17 protein-coding genes are annotated in these 16,273 nt (G+C 70.3%); 1 reads left to right on the top strand and 16 read right to left on the bottom strand.

The window, feature by feature from the left end:
• Positions 1-201 precede the first annotated feature (201 nt).
• Entirely contained in the window at positions 202-2,022 is a 1,821-nt protein-coding gene (locus tag JUB11_RS14055; RefSeq protein WP_207459177.1) for a glycosyltransferase family 2 protein, read from the top strand.
• Here JUB11_RS14055 and JUB11_RS14060 read toward each other — a convergent pair.
• The 16 genes from JUB11_RS14060 to JUB11_RS14135 all read right to left on the bottom strand — a co-directional run bounded on the left by JUB11_RS14060 (position 2,009) and on the right by JUB11_RS14135 (position 15,910).
• On the bottom strand, positions 2,009-2,449 hold the full coding sequence (locus tag JUB11_RS14060) for an excinuclease ABC subunit A (protein WP_247887040.1): 441 nt from the start codon (positions 2,447-2,449) through the stop codon (positions 2,009-2,011). The genes JUB11_RS14055 and JUB11_RS14060 overlap by 14 nt on opposite strands.
• A 133-nt stretch (positions 2,450-2,582) precedes the next feature.
• Positions 2,583-3,806 carry a beta-ketoacyl-ACP synthase gene (locus JUB11_RS14065; protein WP_207459178.1) on the bottom strand — a complete coding sequence of 408 codons (1,224 nt, stop codon included), beginning with the start codon at positions 3,804-3,806 and terminating at the stop codon, positions 2,583-2,585.
• Entirely contained in the window at positions 3,806-4,531 is a 726-nt protein-coding gene (locus JUB11_RS14070) for a 3-ketoacyl-ACP reductase FabG2 (RefSeq protein WP_207459179.1), read from the bottom strand. Before JUB11_RS14070 ends, JUB11_RS14065 begins: the two co-directional genes overlap by 1 nt.
• Complete coding sequence (locus JUB11_RS14075; RefSeq protein WP_207459180.1) at positions 4,528-5,010, bottom strand: hypothetical protein; 483 nt, start codon at positions 5,008-5,010, stop codon at positions 4,528-4,530. The genes JUB11_RS14070 and JUB11_RS14075 overlap by 4 nt, the downstream gene beginning before the upstream one ends.
• On the bottom strand, positions 5,007-6,212 hold the full coding sequence (locus JUB11_RS14080; RefSeq protein WP_207459181.1) for a beta-ketoacyl-[acyl-carrier-protein] synthase family protein: 1,206 nt from the start codon (positions 6,210-6,212) through the stop codon (positions 5,007-5,009). The genes JUB11_RS14075 and JUB11_RS14080 overlap by 4 nt, the downstream gene beginning before the upstream one ends.
• A complete protein-coding gene (locus JUB11_RS14085; protein WP_207459182.1) occupies positions 6,209-6,847 on the bottom strand; it encodes a DUF3261 domain-containing protein in 639 nt (212 codons plus the stop codon). The genes JUB11_RS14080 and JUB11_RS14085 overlap by 4 nt, the downstream gene beginning before the upstream one ends.
• A gap of 41 nt (positions 6,848-6,888) precedes the next feature.
• Positions 6,889-9,234, bottom strand: coding sequence for a hypothetical protein (locus JUB11_RS14090; protein WP_207459183.1), 2,346 nt, complete (start codon positions 9,232-9,234; stop codon positions 6,889-6,891).
• A complete protein-coding gene (locus tag JUB11_RS14095) occupies positions 9,234-9,884 on the bottom strand; it encodes an outer membrane lipoprotein carrier protein LolA (protein ID WP_207459184.1) in 651 nt (216 codons plus the stop codon). The genes JUB11_RS14090 and JUB11_RS14095 overlap by 1 nt, the downstream gene beginning before the upstream one ends.
• Positions 9,881-10,288 (bottom strand): acyl-CoA thioesterase, encoded by a 408-nt coding sequence (locus tag JUB11_RS14100; protein ID WP_207459185.1) that lies wholly within the window; start codon positions 10,286-10,288, stop codon positions 9,881-9,883. The genes JUB11_RS14095 and JUB11_RS14100 overlap by 4 nt, the downstream gene beginning before the upstream one ends.
• Before the next feature lie 7 nt (positions 10,289-10,295).
• Positions 10,296-12,074 (bottom strand): AMP-binding protein, encoded by a 1,779-nt coding sequence (locus JUB11_RS14105; RefSeq protein WP_207459186.1) that lies wholly within the window; start codon positions 12,072-12,074, stop codon positions 10,296-10,298.
• Positions 12,074-12,643, bottom strand: a complete 570-nt coding sequence (locus tag JUB11_RS14110; protein ID WP_207459187.1) for a hypothetical protein — start codon at positions 12,641-12,643, stop codon at positions 12,074-12,076. The genes JUB11_RS14105 and JUB11_RS14110 overlap by 1 nt, the downstream gene beginning before the upstream one ends.
• A complete protein-coding gene (locus JUB11_RS14115; RefSeq protein WP_207459188.1) occupies positions 12,633-12,881 on the bottom strand; it encodes an acyl carrier protein in 249 nt (82 codons plus the stop codon). The genes JUB11_RS14110 and JUB11_RS14115 overlap by 11 nt, the downstream gene beginning before the upstream one ends.
• Positions 12,868-13,149 carry a phosphopantetheine-binding protein gene (locus JUB11_RS14120; protein ID WP_207459189.1) on the bottom strand — a complete coding sequence of 94 codons (282 nt, stop codon included), beginning with the start codon at positions 13,147-13,149 and terminating at the stop codon, positions 12,868-12,870. The genes JUB11_RS14115 and JUB11_RS14120 overlap by 14 nt, the downstream gene beginning before the upstream one ends.
• The gene (locus tag JUB11_RS14125; RefSeq protein WP_207459190.1) at positions 13,142-13,918 is read right to left on the bottom strand and encodes a 1-acyl-sn-glycerol-3-phosphate acyltransferase; all 777 of its coding nucleotides are present in this window, start codon (positions 13,916-13,918) and stop codon (positions 13,142-13,144) included. Before JUB11_RS14125 ends, JUB11_RS14120 begins: the two co-directional genes overlap by 8 nt.
• Complete coding sequence (locus JUB11_RS14130; protein ID WP_247887041.1) at positions 13,908-14,711, bottom strand: beta-ketoacyl synthase chain length factor; 804 nt, start codon at positions 14,709-14,711, stop codon at positions 13,908-13,910. Before JUB11_RS14130 ends, JUB11_RS14125 begins: the two co-directional genes overlap by 11 nt.
• Positions 14,712-15,004: 293 nt before the next feature.
• Positions 15,005-15,910: an alpha/beta fold hydrolase gene (locus JUB11_RS14135; protein ID WP_207459192.1), complete on the bottom strand. Its 906-nt coding sequence runs from the start codon at positions 15,908-15,910 to the stop codon at positions 15,005-15,007.
• Between the last annotated feature and the right edge of the window lie 363 nt (positions 15,911-16,273).

Raw genomic sequence — 16,273 nt, forward strand, 5'->3', positions numbered from 1 at the left:
CTGGAAACCGAAGGCGGGGCGCGGATCCGGAAAGGCTCGGCCGAACGCTTACCACTTTCTCGTGCGCTTGGCACGCGTGACGGTCCGGTCCGAGCAGCGCCGGGACCGGATGTCACGGCGTCTCCGCTTGACCGGTCCGCGCGGCTGGAGGATAGCAGACCCCATACCGGGCCGGATTCCGTCCCGCCTTCCGGAGCCATCATGCCGTCAGAGCGCCCTTCCGCGGACCCCAGCGCCCCCAACCTGTGCGCGGTGGTGCCGAGCCGCAACCACCACAAGGCACTGCCCAAGGTGGTGGAGGGGCTGCGCGCCCACGGGTTGGCGGTGATTCTGGTGGATGATGGCAGCGACGACCCGGCCCGGACGGCCATCGCCGCGCTGCACGCTCCCGAGGACGGCGTCGAGGTGATCCGGCTGGATCCGAACCAGGGGAAGGGTGCCGCCGTCGCCGCCGGGCTGCGGCGCGCCCTGGCGAGGGGGTTCACCCACGCCCTCCAGATGGACGCCGACGGGCAGCACGACGCGGGCGCCCTGCCCGCCCTGATCGCCGCCCATCGGGCAAATCCCGGCGCGCTCGTCAGCGGCCGCCCGATCTATGACGGGTCCGTGCCGCGCTCGCGCCAGATCGCGCGCTGGCTGACCCATGTCTGGGTCTGGGTGGAAACCCTGTCGCTGCGCATCGCCGACAGCATGTGCGGCTTCCGCGTCTACCCGGTTGCCCCGACGCTGGCGGTGATGGACTCCGAGACGGTGGGCCGGCGCATGGATTTCGACACCGAGATCATGGTCAGGCTGTTCTGGCGCGGCGTGCCGACGGTCCATGTGCCGGTGCCGGTCGTCTACCCGCCGGACAACACCTCCAACTTCCGGCTGCTTCAGGACAACTGGCTGATCACGCGCATGCACACGCGGCTGGTCTGCACCATGCTCCTGCGCCTGCCGTCGGTCCTGCGCAACCGGCCGCCGCGCACGGCAGCAAAAGAGGGGGCGGCACCGGATGGGGCGGCCCTGCACTGGGCGGCGGTCGGCGAACGCGGCGCTTGGCTCGGGATGCGGATCCTATCGGCCATCCACCGCCTGATCGGCCGCCGGGGCTGCATCGCGGCGCTCTGGCCCATCGTCGCCTATTTCCACCTGACCGACCGGGCGGGCCGGCGCCATTCGATGGACTATCTGCGGCGGGTCCATGCGGCAAAGGGGCTGCCGCCGCCGGGCCGGCTGGATTCCTTGCGCCATTATATGACCTTCGCGACCAAGGCGCTGGACAGCTTCGCCGCCTGGGACGACCCGTCCCGGACCGGCCCCCTGGAGGTCGCCGGAAGCGAGGAGATCGAGCGGCTCGCCGCCGGCGGACGGGGCGGCCTGCTGATCGTCTCCCACTTGGGCAACGCGGAACTCTGCCGCGCCCGGCTGACGGAACGGTTCAACCGGCCCATGAACGTGCTGCTGCACACGCGGCACGCCCGGCTCTACAACCGGCTGCTCAAGTCCGTGAACCCGGACGTCGAGGACCACACCATCCAGGTGACCGAGGTCGGGCCGGACACCGCCATCGACCTGACGAACCGCGTGCAGCGTGGCGAGTGGATCGCCATCGCCGGCGACCGCACCCCGGTCATGGGGCAGGCCCGCACCAGCCTCGTCCCTTTCCTCGGCCAGGACGCGCCCTTCTCGCAGGGACCCTACGTGCTGGCGGCACTCATGGGATGCCCGGTCTTCCTGATGTTCTGCCTGCGCGAGGGGGACCGCCATGTCGTCCGCTTCGAGCACTTCTCCGACCGGATCGAACTGCCCCGCCGGAACAAGGACGCGGCGCTGACCGAACTGGCCGCCCGCTACGCGCGCCGGCTCGAGGAGCATTGCCTGAGCGCGCCCCTGCAATGGTACAATTTCTACGACTTCTGGGCGCTTCCGCCCGGCGCCGGAACAAAGGGAACCCCGGCGGCGACGGACGCGCCCGGCGCGGACGGGACGGTTCCCGCCGCCGCGCCGGACCGGGTCCGCCCGCTCACTTCAGCTTGACGACCTTGCCCTTGAGCGCCACGCCGGCCATGATGTTGCCGGCCCCGCACATGAATTCGCTTTCGCTGCTGGTCTCGGTGTTCTTGTAGTTGCTCAGGATGCCGACGACGGCGTTCCCGCCTTCCTTGCGGGCGCGCTCCTGCATCTCAAGAACGGCGCTCAGGAAGGCCCACTGGCAGGCTTCCTTGTCGGACTTGCCGACGGCGTTGGTCTTCTTGTTGGTCTTCCACTCGCCGAAATCCCGGCTCTGCCTCGGCGCCCTCTGCGCGCCGAAATAGAGCTTCACGCCCTGGTCGAGCCTCTCACGGGCTTCCGGCGTGTTCAGCGCTTCCACGATCGAATACATCCCGCGCTCGTCACGGGCCTGCGCCGGAAGGGCGAACGCGCAAGCCGCCGCGAGAAGGACGGCGGAAAGGTGGCGCTTCATGCTTCAAATCCCCAATCACGAAACAATCGCCGCCAGTCTGGCTCAAAAACAGGTTGTGCGCCAGAAATTACACATCCCTGGCGCGAAGCCGGCCTTTCGCGGAGGAGAAGCGTTGCTCAGACTCCGCGCCGGATCAGGCGCGGCGCAGGACCAGGGACGTGTTGATGCCGCCGAAGGCGAAGTTGTTGGACATCAGATGGTCCGTCTCGATGCGGCGCGGTTCCCCCATGATGTAATCAAGCGGGGCGCAGCGCTCGTCCACGACCTCCAGGTTCGCGGTCGGCACGAACATCCCCTCGCGCATCATCTCGATGCCGAGCCAGGCCTCCAAGGCACCACAGGCGCCCAGGCTGTGGCCGAAATAGCTCTTCAGCGAATGGATGGGGACCCGCTCCCCGAACACCGCGTTGGTGGCGGCGGTCTCGGCGATGTCGCCCCATTCGGTGGCGGTGCCGTGGCCGTTGACGAAGCCGATGTCGTCCGGGGCGAGCCCGGCATCCTCCAGCGACATGCGCAAGGCCACCTCCATGGTCGATGCCTGGGGCTGCGTCGCGTGGTTGCCGTCGGAGTTGCAGGCGAAGCCGACGATCTCCGCGTGGATGGTCGCGCCGCGCGCGATGGCCCGCTCGCGCTCCTCCAGGATCAGGGTGGTGGCGCCTTCCCCGATCACCAGCCCGTCGCGGTCGCGGTCGTAGGGGCGCGGGCTGGTGTGCGGGCGGTCGTTGCGGGTGGAGGTCGCGAACAGCGTGTCGAAGACCGCCGATTCCGTGACGTCCAGTTCCTCCGCCCCGCCGGCGATCATCACGTCGGCCTTGCCCCAGCGGATCGCCTCGTAGGCGTAGCCGATGGCCTGGCTGCCCGAAGTGCAGGCGGTGGAGGTCGGGATGATCCGACCGGTCACGCCGAAGAACAGGCCGATGTTCACCGCCGCCGTGTGGCTCATCATCTGGATGTAGCTGGTCGCGTTCAGCGTCTTCGAGGTGCCCTGGGTCATCAGCTCGGCAAAGGCGATCACCGGCGCCGGGCTGCCGAAGGAGGAACCGTAGGCGATGCCGCAGCGCCCGGCCTTCACGACCGGCTCCTCCGTCAGCCCCGCATCCGCCAGCGCGCGCTCGGTCGCGTAGACGGCCATGCGCGACACCGGCCCCATGGTGCGGGTCTTCTTGCGCGGGTAGCGGGCGTCCACGGAGAAGCCCGTCACGGGGGCGGCGAGGCGGGTGTTGATGCCCTCGAACCGCTCCCACTCCGTCATGGTGCGGATGCCGGTCTCCCCCCGCAGCATGCGCCCGCGGATGGTGGGCCAGTCCTCGCCCAGGGCGGTGACGCCGCCCATGCCCGTGACGACCACCCTGCGCATCAGAACATGCCCCCGTTCACCGAAATCACCTGGCGGGTGATGTAGCCTGCCTCGTCCGAGCAGAGGAAGCCGACCACCGCCGCGACCTCCTCCGGCGTGCCGAACCGCCGCATGGGAACCATCGCCATGGCCTCGTCCCGGTGCATCTCCTCGACCATCTGGGTCTCGATGATGCCCGGCGCCACGCAGTTGACGGTGATCTTCCGCTTGGCAAGCTCGATCGCCAGCGCCTTGGTGGCGCCGATGATGCCCGCCTTGGCGGCGCTGTAGTTCACCTGCCCCCGGTTGCCCATCAGGCCGGACACCGAGGACAGCGTAACGATGCGCCCGCCCTTGCGTGCCGACACCATCGGCATCACCAGCGGCTTCAGCACGTTGTAGAAACCGTCCAGGTTGGTGTCGAGCACGGCGTCCCAGTCCTCGTCCGGCATGGCCGGAAAGGCGTTGTCGCGGGCGATGCCCGCGTTCAGCACGGCGCCATAATAGGGTCCGTTCGCCTCGATGTCGGCCTCGATCGCCGCGCGGCAGGCCGCCCGGTCCGCCGTGTCGAAGGTCATCAGGCGGCCCGCGCCGCCCGTTTCCAGGATCGCCGCCAGCGTCGCCTCGGCACCGGCCTGGTCGCGCCCGTAATGGGCCGCCACCGTGAAGCCGTTCCGCCCCAGCCGCTCGGCGATGGCGCGCCCGATCCCCTTGCTGGCCCCGGTCACCAGAATCGTCCTGCTCATTCCCCTGCCCCCTGGGCCATCAGCATCGCCCGCGCATCCTCCGGCTGATAGACGGTGAGCTGGGCTTTCGCCAGCGCCGTTCCGTTCCCGCCGTCCTCCCCCGCGCGCGCCACGACGCAGTCAAACACGCCCATCTCCTCGTCCCGGAACACCAGCGAGACGGTCACGGCGAGCCGTTCCCCCTCGGCGAAGCGGGCCACCGTGGCCTCGAAGCTCCGCGTGCCGAGCAGCAGGCCGAGCCGGACAGGCGCTCCCGCCTCCAGCGCCTCGGCCCCGACATAGGCGCCGCAGGCCTGCGCCATCCATTCGATGGCGACGTGGGCGGCGACGCCGCGCCCCGCCTCGAAGAAGGGAATGCCGGGCCGGATCGTCAGGGCGGCCGACAGCACGCCCTCGCCGATGCCGGTCACCTCGTCGATCAGGATCATCGGCGGGGCGTGCGGCAGCAGCGCTTCGACCGGGTGCGGACAGGGCTTCATGACCGGTCCTCCCGACCGAACAGCAGGGCGACGTTGCTGCCGCCGAAGGCGAAGGAATTGCTGAGCATGGCGGCCGCCCCGTCCGGCGCGGCGAGGCGCTCGCCCCTCCCGGCCAGCCGGATCGGCGGGATGGCCGGGTCGGCCTTCCCGTCCATCAGATGCGGCGGGAGGAATCCCTCCGGGTTGTGCTCCCGGTGCAGGGCCAGCCACAGGAAGGCGGCCTCGACGGCGCCCGCGGCGCCCAGCGTATGGCCAGTCATGCCCTTGGTCGAGCTGCAGGGGACCTCCGCCCCGAACAGCGCGTGGACGGCCTTGCCCTCCATCGAATCGTTCAGCGGCGTTCCGGTGCCGTGCAGGTTGACGTAGGCGATGTCCGAAGACGCCAGCCCCGCGTCGGCGAGTGCCGCCTGCATGGCGCGCAACGCCCCGCCGCCTTCCGGATCGGGGGCGCTGAGATGGTGCGCGTCGGAGCTTTCACCCAGCCCGAGGAAATTCACCTCCGCCGGCTCCGCCGTCAGCAGGAAGGCCGCCGCGCCCTCCCCGACGTTGATGCCGTCGCGCCCGGCGGCAAACGGGTTGCACTGCCCGGCGGAAACGGCCTCCAGCGAGGCGAAGCCGCCGATCGTCATGCGGCAGAGCGTGTCCGCCCCGCCGGTCACCACGGCGTCGGCCAGCCCGGCGCGGATCAGCCGCCGCGCCGACCCGAAGGCCTTACCGCCGGAGGAGCAGGCCGTGGACACCGTGTAGGCCGGGCCGGTCACCCCGAGTGCACGCGCCACGAACTCGGCAAGGCTCGCCGTCTCCTGCTGGCGGTAGTGGAAGCCCGCCGGCCAGGCGCCGTCGCGGCGGACGGCGGCGTAGGCCTCCTCGCCCTCCAATATCCCGGCCGTGCTGGTGCCGAGCACCACGGCGACCCGGTGCGGCCCATGGCGGCGGATGGCGGCGCGGACGCCGTGCTCGATCTGCCGCAGGGCGGCGAGCATCAGCCGGTTGTTGCGGGAGGCGTAAAGGTCCAGCCCGTCCGGGATCGGCGGCAGCGGCGCGCCCACCGCGCCGACATGGACCGTCCGGCCGGGGACGAGGCTGTCGCGGGGGACCAGGCCCGCGCGCGTGCCGGCGAACAGGGCGGGGGCGACCGCCTCCCTGCCCGTGCCGATGGGCGTCGCGAGCCCCATGAGCGGGATGCCGAAGGATTGGTTCATGGCGCGAGTCCCACGGTTTGGGCCTCCACGGACCGCACCTCAATCGCGTAGCCCCAGCCGAGATTTTCGTAGCGCAGCGTCCCCGTCCAGGGACCGCCGGCGGGCCAGCCGTAGGTGGCGCGCAGCACGTCGCGGCCGTCGATCCGCACGGTGCGCCGGTCCGTCTCGGCGATCAGCTCTCCCCCCGTCGGCGCCAGCGCCCTTCGGACCGCGGCCTCGGGCCAGTAGAGCAGGACAAGGTCGGCCAGCATGCTGCCGGGCCGCAGCCCCTCGGGCAGCCAGGGGGCCGTTTCCACCCTGGTGTCGTCGCCGGTCCAGGTGATGGTCATGGCGCGCCGCCCCATCCCGTCCAGCCCCGCCAGGACGAGCCGCTCCGCCGTGACGCTGAGATGGCCTTCGAAAACGTAAGTGCGGTCGCCATGGCGGGCGGTGATCATCTGCACCGCCTCGACGGAGCGGCCGAGGTCGGCCGGGCGCGGCAGGTCGAGGCGCTCGCCCGGCGCCACCAGCGGCGCCCGCGCCTCCGCCGAAGGGCTGTCCGGCGAAGGGCTGTCCGGCGAAGGGGCCGGCACCGCCGCGGCACAGCCCGCAAGCAACACCGCCACCGCCACCCCTGCCCAGATTCCTGCCATCATTCGTACTCGAAAGGTTCTGCCGCTGCGAACGGCGCGGGACCTTACACCAACTCGCCGCCCGTTGTACCCACCGCAGGTAAAGATTTCTGCCGATCCGGTGCCGCGAGCGGTGCCAAAAAGAAGGCGAAGGCCATCCCGATCAACATCGTGGCGCCGAAACTGTGCACGGCGGGCACGACGCTCGCCGCCAGAAGGCCGAAGGACAGCAGCGTGGTGAGCGTCGCCAGCCACACCGCCAGCATCGTCACGGCCCGGTGCTCCTCCCCGCTCTCCGCGCAGAAGATGGCGTAATCGACCCCGATCGACAGCACCAGCACCAGCGCCATGGCGTGGAAGAAGTTGAAGGCATGCCCGATCAGGGCCAGCAGCGCCACCGTCAGCAGCACGGAGGCGAGCGGAGGCAGCATGGCGCGGAGCGCCCGGCGCCGGCCCAGCCGCCAGGCCAGCGCCAGGAACATGCCGACCGCCGACAGGCCGGTCAGCAGCAGCGCCCGCTCCCGGTACTTGGCAAGCAGGGCGCTGAAATCGGCCGTCGGATCGACCAGCCGCACGCCCGGCACCCCGGCGAGTTCGGCCCGCAGCCGGTCGGGCCGGGCGAGGCCCTGCAAGGTCGCCACATGCAGACCGGGCGCCAGGACCAGCTCGCGCAGGAGGGGGACGGCCTCGCCCGCGAGCGCCCGCTCCAGCGTCAGGACCTCGCCGCTGCCGCCGGCCTGTCCGCCCTCCTCGCCAGGCATGCCGAGGGCCGCGCGCTGGCGGGCGAGGAAGGGCTGCTCCAGGGCGGTGCGGACGAGCGCCTGGTTGGCGCGCTGGCGCTCTGCCGACGGGACGAAGGCGGCCGGCATCTGGTAGCCGGACAGCACTCCCTCCCGCTTCAGCCGGGCGAGGAGCGGGGCAACCGCCTCCCCCCGGCGCAGGGCGGCTTCATCGTCCGCGCCTTCGATCAGCAGGAACTGGGGAGCCGTGGTCGCGCCGATCATGGACTGGATGGCCGCCTGCTCCGCGACAAGCGCGGGGTTCAGCGCCTGCATCCGGCGCACGTCGTCGTCGGCGCGGAAGCGCATGGCGCCCATTGCGAGGACCGTCACCGCCGCAACGGCCAGCAGGATGTGCAGGGGGCGCCGGCGCGCGTCGCTCCAGAATCCCCAGAGCCCGGCGGCGGTCCTCAACAGCGTGGCGCCATGGCGGAGCGGCTTCGCCCGGTCCAGCCGGGGCAGCCAGAGAACCACGGTCAGGAAGGCGGCGGACAGGCCGAGGATCGAGAAGACGGCGATCTGCCGCAATCCTGGAAAGGGGGCGACGGCCAGCATGGCATAGCCGATCAGGCTGGTGAGCAGGCCGAGAAGGATGCTGGGGAAGACATGCGCCAGCCGCTCGGCCGGCGTGGCCGGGCTACGGTCGAACATGGTCGCGCTGTAATGCAGGCTGTAATCCACGGCGACACCGATCAGGCTGCTGCCGAACAGCAATGCTGCCACATGCAACTCGCCGAACAGGGCGAGGCTTCCGGAAAAGCCGACCAGCAGCCCAACCCCGAGCGCAAGGAGGCTGTGCAGCAGCGGTGTCGCCCGCCGGAACACCAGCAGGATAAGGCCCATGGCGCCGAGCGTCGAAAGGGTCGCCAGGGTGGAGGCCTCCTGGATCGCCGTGCGGGATCCGGCCTCCGCGAAGAAGACGGCGCCCAGCCGCTTGACCCGGAGGTCCGGCTGCGCCGCCCGCAGCCGTTCGACGGACGCGTCGAAGGCCCCAACGAACCGTTCCTGCACGTCCAGCGCGAAAGGTGCGCCGGCGAGCGTGCCGGTCACCAGGATCCAGGTCACGCCTTCCTCGACGGCCGTCAGCATGCCCTCGTCCAGCGACAGCCGCGACAACGGGAAGGGCAGCCCCGCGAAAAAGCCCGGCAGCAGCAGAAAGGGATCGCCGCGCAGCAGGCTGGCGTCGGCCACGCCCCCGACGCCGAACACCTGCGCGAGCGCCTTCATGGCGACGTCCTCCCCGCGCCCGGCTTCGAGCAGGGTTCGGTCATCCTCGGCCAGCAGGCCCCGGCGATGCGGGTAATAGAGGGCGCCCAGCCGCTTCAGACTCTCCGGGTCCAGCCGCCCCCCCGCGGGGAGCAGGAGGCCGGTGGCGGAGAGGTCGGCCTCGATGCCGGCGGCGGCGGTTCGGGCGGCGTCGCGGGACGGGGCGCCGACCAGCGCCACGACGCGCCGCGACAGGGCGCCCGCCACCGCGTCGTTGGCGCGCTGCAGGACGGGATCCTGCTCCTCGCGCGGCAGCAGCGCCAGGAGATCGGTGCGGAAGGTCAGCCCGTCATGGAGGCGCGAGGCCATGTAGCCGCCGGCCAGCACGACCAGGGCGAGCCAGAGCAGGGCCGCCAGCCGCAGCATCAGGGTGCGCCCGGCCGGGCAAGAAGCCGCGCCTCCTCCGCCGTGGGCGCCGTGGTCGAGAGGCGCTGATCCAGCAGCGTGATGCGGTCGCGGTCGCCCTCCGGCTTCATGACCTCCAGCGTTTCGACGAAGCGCGTGCCGCTGACGGTGATGGAGCGGACGGGCATGTTCGGGTCGCCGGGCTTCAGCGGCTCCAGCCGGAGGCGCCAGGGCTGGCCCGGCCCGCCATCCTCGCGCGTGACGGAGAAGATGTCCGACAGCGCGGCCCAGTCCCCGGTCAGGGCGCCGCTCATCATGCCGTACAGCCGCGCCATGAAGGGAAGCCGCGCGGCCGGCATGCGCATCGTCTCCTGCCCCTGCGCCTCCTGGAGGAAGCCGCCGGGGCTCATCACCGTCACGACGGCGAAGGGCGTCTCGGTCCGCCAGATCAGGCCAAGGCCCGGCGCCAGCAGGAAGGTGCCGCCGCTCTTCAGCGGGGCCTGGAAGCCCTTGAGGAAACGCTCCTGCTCGAAGCGCCCGCGCAGGAGCTGCCCCTCGGCCAGCGTGGCCGCCCCGGCCACGGGGGGTGCCGAGCCTTGCTGCGCGGCGGGGGCCGTGGCCGGCAGCGCGGCCAGCAGAACCGCGAGGATCAGGGCCTTCTGGCGGGTCACAGCAGCCTCCGCACTTTCTCGATCAGCGCCGGCGGTGAGTCGAAGGACAGCTCCCCCGTCTCGGCGGACACGGCGAGCTGGACGGTGCGCGCCTTGGTCAGAAGCTCGCCCGTCGCCTGGTCGCGGATGCGGTAGTCGATCTTCATCCGGTTCTCGTACTCGACCAGCGTCGCCTGGACGATGATGACCTGGCCGAACCGGACGGGACGGACGTATTTCAGGTTCATGTCCACGATCGGCCAGATGAAGCCCGACGCCTGCATGTCCGGGTAATTGTAGCCGATCCGGTCCAGCAGCGCGCAGCGCGCCTGCTCCAGGTAGCGGACGTAATTGCCGTGCCAGACCACGTTCATGGGATCGAGATCGTAGAACTGCGCCTGGATGGCGACTTCGGCGGAAATCATGGTTGGTTCACGCGAACGGCAGGGCGACGGAGCCGGAGGTCAGAATCTCCTGCCCCGCCCGGTATTCGAATGCCAGACGGGGGCGGGCGCCGGTCCGCCGCAGGGTCAGCGTCACCGGCACGCCGGGCACCGTCACGCGGCGGAACTTCACCTGGAAGGACTGGGCGCCGTCGATGGCGAGCGCCAGATGACGCGCGGCCAGCCGCACCACCCAGTCGATCTGCACCACGCCGGGGACGATGGGCATGCCGGGGAAATGGCCGTCGAGATAGGCGAGGTCCGGCGGGATGTGCAGGTCCAGTTCCACGGCGCCGTCGCCGGCGGGGCGCACGGCCCGGACCTCCGGTTCGGTCGGCCTTGCCGGCGGGGCCGCCGGCGGAGTCGATGGCACTCGGTCCATGGCATCCTCTTCGAAAAGCGCCTTGATGTCCGCGGCGCGCCGTTTGCCGAGCGTACCGGCGGGCAGCCGGTCGGGAAAGCGCCAGCGGCGCGGCAGCCCGGCGGGCTCCTGCGTTTCGGACAGGGAGCGGCGCAGCAGCCGCCCGAAACGGAAAGGGCCGAGTTCCGCGAGGCGGGCCGCACCCTCCGCGCTCGGGACGACGGCGGCGGCGAGAAGCGGCGGTTCGCCCAGGGGCAGCGCCGCGGCGTCGGCGACCCAGGGCAGCCGGCGCAGATGCTCCTCCACCTCGGGCAGGCTGACCCGCTTGCCTTCGATCTTCACGATGCGGTCATTCCGTCCGCGGAAATGGAATCCACCCGCCTCGTCCAACTCGACGAGGTCGGAGCCGACATGCAGACCGCCGGGAGCGTAGGCCGACCGCACGCGCATCAGCCCCTGCCCGTCGCGCTCCACGCTCACGCCGGGCAGAGGCGACCAGGGCGGATCCCGCCGGTCGCGGAGGCGCCAGGCGGCGGCGCCGGTCTCCGTGCTGCCGAAGATCTCGGTGGTGGGCACGCCGAACAGAGCCGCGGCGGCCCGCGCGGCGGGTTCCGGCAGGGGCGCCCCGGCGGACAGGACAAGGCTGGGGCGCAGGCCGGCAGCCAGCGGCGCGATGCCGTCGAGCCGTCCGAGATGGGCGGGGCTGGTGATCAGCGCCGCGCCCGGCGTGAGGGAGGCGAGTGCTGTTTCCCAGAGTTCATGGGTGGTTCCGCCGAAGGGGCGCCCGCTGGAGAGCGGCCAGCCCAGGCGGAAAGCGAGGCCGTAGACATGCTGGTGCGACACGGTAGCCTGTATCCAGCCGTCCGCCGGCACGGAGCCGCCGAGCAGCTTCTCGATGGCTTCGGCCTCGGCTTCCAGCATCGCGAGCGTCTTGTTGATGCGCTTGGGCGCGCCGGTCGAGCCGGAGGTGAAGAAGCTCAGCGGCGTGGCGGGATCGAGGGCCGCGAGCGGGGCGTCGGCCCCCTCCCCACCCGCCCGCAGAAGCAGGGCGGGACCTGTATCCCCGTGCGGCGACGCACCGTCCGGCAGGTCCTTGACCAGATGGTCCCAGGCGCCGGCCAGGGCGGCCAGGGTGCCGGGCTGACCATTCGGCGGCACGATCACCTCCGCCCCGGCCTGCATCAGCGCCAGCAGCCCCACGGCACCCCAATAGGCGTCACGCGTCACCAGCAGCCCCCGCCGGCAGCCGCTCCGCCGCAGCCGCGCGGCGTTGGCCGCGACGTCGGCGCGGAACCGGCCATGGCCGACGATCCCTCCGCCGCACTCCGCGACGAGAGCGTCGGGCGCGCGGCCCTCCAGGAAAAGGCGCGGCAGGGGGATGCGCGCGGATGCCGTGACGACGGACATCAGGCCACGGCCGGGCGGCGGGCGCGGCGGCGCACGATCATCTCGCCGCCGAACAGCAGCCCCATGACGGCGTAGGCCAGCAGCCCGGTCCACAACGCCCACAACTCGTCACGCCCGGCCAGAGCCAAAGCGGAGGCGACCAGGGCGTTGATCACGAACCAGACGGTCCAGACCAGCGTGACCTTGCGGCAGTAGAGTTGCCCCTCGGGCGGCAGGTCCGGCTCCATGCGGCGGGCGATCCGTTCGATGACGCTCGGCGGATGACGGAGCGACAGGCCGAAGACCGCGGCGGCGGCAAGGCTCAGGGCAACCGGATAGACCTTCACGGCCAGAGCAGCGTCGAGCGCCGCGATCAGGGCGACGGTGACGGCTGCCGCCGCCAGGAGGGTGCGCCAGAGCCGCGCCTCCTCCGTCCGCAGGGTGGCGAAGCGGAGGGCGAGCATCATCAGCGCCGCCGCGACGAAGGCGAGCGGCGGCACCCAATCCCGTCCGGCATAGACGAGACCGGGGTACGCAAGGCTGGCGGCCACCAGGGCCGCGGCACCCAGGCTCCGGCGGTCAGGCTTCAACGAGCGCATGCACCCGGTCGAGCACGTCGCCGACGGTGCGGACGCTCTTGAACTCCTCCGGCTTGAACTTGCGGCCGGTCAGTTCCTGAAGCTTCACCACCAGATCGACGGCGTCGATGCTGTCCAGGTCCAGGTCCTCGAACAGCCGGGCGTTCATGGAGACCTTCTCGGCCGGAACCTCGAACATGTCCTCGAGATAGCCGGTCAGCTTTTCGTAAATCTGGTCACGCGACAGCATGATCGCCCTTCTCCATCTGCTGCGAACGGATGAACCGCGCGAGGCTGCGCACGTTCATGAAATGCCGCTTCACTTCGTCGCTGACGGAATCGACCTTGATGTCGAAGGCCTTGCGCAGCGCTACGCCGAGTTCGAGCGCATCGATCGAGTCGAGCCCGAGCCCTTCCACGAAGAGCGCCTCCTCGCTGTCGATGTCCTCCGGCGCGATGTCCTCCAGCTTGAGGGCATCGACGATCAGCCGCTTGATCCTGAGTTCCAGTTCATCCATGGGAGAGTTTTTCCACGTAATACTCTTCGAGAGAACGCACGAGCTTTCTGGCCGCGAGCGACCGGTATTCGCAGCCGAGCTGGTCCCTGACGTCGAGGCAATCCCCGACCACCACACGGAACAAGGGTCGGCGCGGTGGGATTTGCCACCACTTCTCCCCTTTTATGAGAGTAAGCGGTTGGCATGTTATCGTGACAAGCTGAATTTGCGCTTCGAGGAAGGTCGCGACGTTGGCGAAGCCCCGGCGGAAGCGCATCGGCTCGCCCGGAACGGTGCGAGTCCCCTCCGGGAAGATGATCAGGTCGTTGCCTTCGGCCATGGCGGCGCGGCAAGCCTCCAGCAGCGCCTCGGGCTCGAGGTCGTTGCGGATGTAGCCGGCCCCGCGCACCGTGCCACCCAGATAAGGGCTGTCCCACAGCTCCTTCTTCACGATGCATTGGGCACGCGGCAGCAGCGCCATCAGCAGCACCACATCCAGCAGCGTCGGGTGGTTGGCGACGACCATGCGACCGGACCCGGCGCGCAGCCGCTCGGCCCCCTCGACCTCCAGGTCGATGATGCGCAATGCCTGCAGCATCCAGACGTAGAAGCGGAAGTTCAGATGGATGAGGTACTGGTTCCGCTCCCGGCGCTTCGGCCCGGCCGGCGTCACCAGCCGGACCGCCGGGAAGGCAAGCACGGCCAGCACCACCCCGCCCCCGAACAGGAAGGCGAAGGCGAAGCCCGTTCCGAACAGCCGCCAGAGACGGTCCAGACGTTCAAACGCCACGGTGCCACACCCAGCTCATGCGCTCGCCGTCGGAATTGGCCGAGGCCGATCCCGACAGCAGGAAGCGGAGGAAGTCATGGGCGGCGGACGCCGTGGGCGACACCCCGGCCACTTGCGGCAGCGCCTGGAACAGAATGTGGTCGCCCTCCCCGTCCGGGTCGGCCGGCGCGGCTTCGAGCGCCAGAGCCAGCACGAAGGGCAGATGGCTCTCCCCCGCCTCCCGGAAAGCGGCATATTCGCCCGGCAGTGGCTCGTCGCCGTACAGAAGGATGACCGGCTCTTGCGGATTCTCGGCGAGCGACGCCGCGGCTTCCATCAGGCCGAAGCCGAAACTGTCCGGTCCGGCGGCGATGGCCGTGTGGCCGAGCCGGTTCCCGGCATGGATCGACAGGAGCCCGACAAGGCCATGATGGACGGCCATGCTGAACTCCGCCGGGGACGGCAGTTCGCCCGAGGCAAGCGCCTGAAGGATGCCCACCGTCCGTGTCATCTCCCCATGGCGGGAGGCCAGCACGTAACGCGCCGTCGCCACCGTTCCGCAAGCCAGCGGTGCTGCGATCATCTTCTGACCGAGCGCCGTGGTGCGCCGGCGGAGCATCATCGGGATCGGCGTCGCGGTGCCCGCGCCGGATGGAGCCGCGTCCGCCTCGGCCCCCGCCCAGCGAAACCAATCCGCGGAACTCTCAAAGCCAGGCGCCCATGCCGACCATCCACGCACGGTAATCGGCAGCGCCCTGATCGAGATCACGCCACCATCAACAGCCGGGAGAATGGGAAGACCTTTGGAAGTCATGCGCGGGGGCTTGGGCGTGCTTGTTATGGTTGCGCGCCATCATGCCACAGTCTTCCTTTATATTCCATGAAGAGTCCTGTTTCGCGCCTGCAATCGAAGCGTCGAAATGTTCCGGCATTGAAGCAGAAAGGGCGATTGGAGGGCTTTCCAACGATAAGGCGAAGGATGTCCTGATCATGGGGCGCCTGCGCCTTAAGGTTGTTTTACCCTAACCTTTCCGGGTTTGCGCCGGGGAAGGGCGGCCAGACCGAAAGCCTGCCTTCGCCCCTTCTCCGGTGCGATTCAACCCGCCGTCATTCCGGTCCGGCCAGCGGCATGGTCGCGACCTGTGCCGGCCCGCCGCCCCCTGGTCCGACGGCGACCATGGCGTCCGCGCAAGGCCGCGCCGGGTCGCGCACGAGGTCCGGGCAGGCCAGGGCCCGCGCATCCGCCCGGGAGGGGAGCAGACGCTCGTTGCGCAGTGCCCAAGCTGCGATGTCGGAAACCACGATGTCACCGTTCAGCGAACGCATCAGGAGGTGACGGCCCTCCGGATAGAGCGCGACCTTCGTATTGCCGGGAAGTTCCTCCACCAGTGTGGCGACTCCGTCACGTGGGACATGCTGGTCGCTGTCGCCCAGCAGGACCAGTGTCGGGACGCGCACGCGGTCGGCGGCGAGGCGCGCTTCGCGCATCATGGCGATGATGCCCGCAAGCGTGTCGAACCGGGTCCGGTGGATGATCAGGGGGTCGTTGCGAAGCTGGTCGAGCACCTCCGGGTCGTCCGTCGAGGCGACCTCCACCGCCAATGGCGGGACTGTGACGCCCGGCATGACCGTGCCCAGCAGCCTTGCCAACCCGTAAACGGCGGAGGCCCGAGGCCCCTTGCCCCAGATGGCCGGGGCGGACAGCACGAGGCCGGAGAGGAGGTCAGGCTCCGCATGGGCCGCCGCCAGCGTGGCGACCGCCCCTCCCATGCTCTCCCCGACCAGGAACACCGGCACGCCCGGATGTGCGTCCCTCGCCCGGCGGGCGAGCGCCAGCAGGTCGCCGGCCATCGGGCGCCATCCGTACCAGCGTCCCCGTTCGCCGGCGCCCCCGAAACCGCGCTGGTCGGGCGCGTAGGTCGCGATCCCCGCCGTCGCCCACAGTTCGGCCGGGCTTTCGAACGAGCCGCCGTAATTGTTCATGCCATGGGCGGCGACGAAAACGGCGCTCACTCGCCCTTCGGGTAACCACCGATGCACTGGTAGACGGAGCCCGTCCGCCATCAGCATACTGTTGCCCTGTAACGTGGACGGCGCCTCGGGTGACGCAGCCCTTTCGACGGCAGCGCTGTCGAAAGATGGGGACGCGCAGCCGAGAAGGCCGAACACGACCGTCAACACCGCACCTGCCTCGGTCAACCGGCGCATGGCCCACCGCGTCTTGCTTCACCGCAAGATTAAACGCGGGCGGGCTTTCGTTGTTGCGTGCCTTCGGAAACAAAGCCCGAATCGGGATAGGGGGCGATCCTAGTGGACCGCACCCCTCCCACACCACCCGGCATGCGGGTCCGCACCGGGCGGTTCGAGGAGTTGAGG

This window comes from Azospirillum sp. SYSU D00513 (assembly GCF_017356015.1).
Classification (GTDB): Bacteria; Pseudomonadota; Alphaproteobacteria; order Azospirillales; family Azospirillaceae; genus Azospirillum.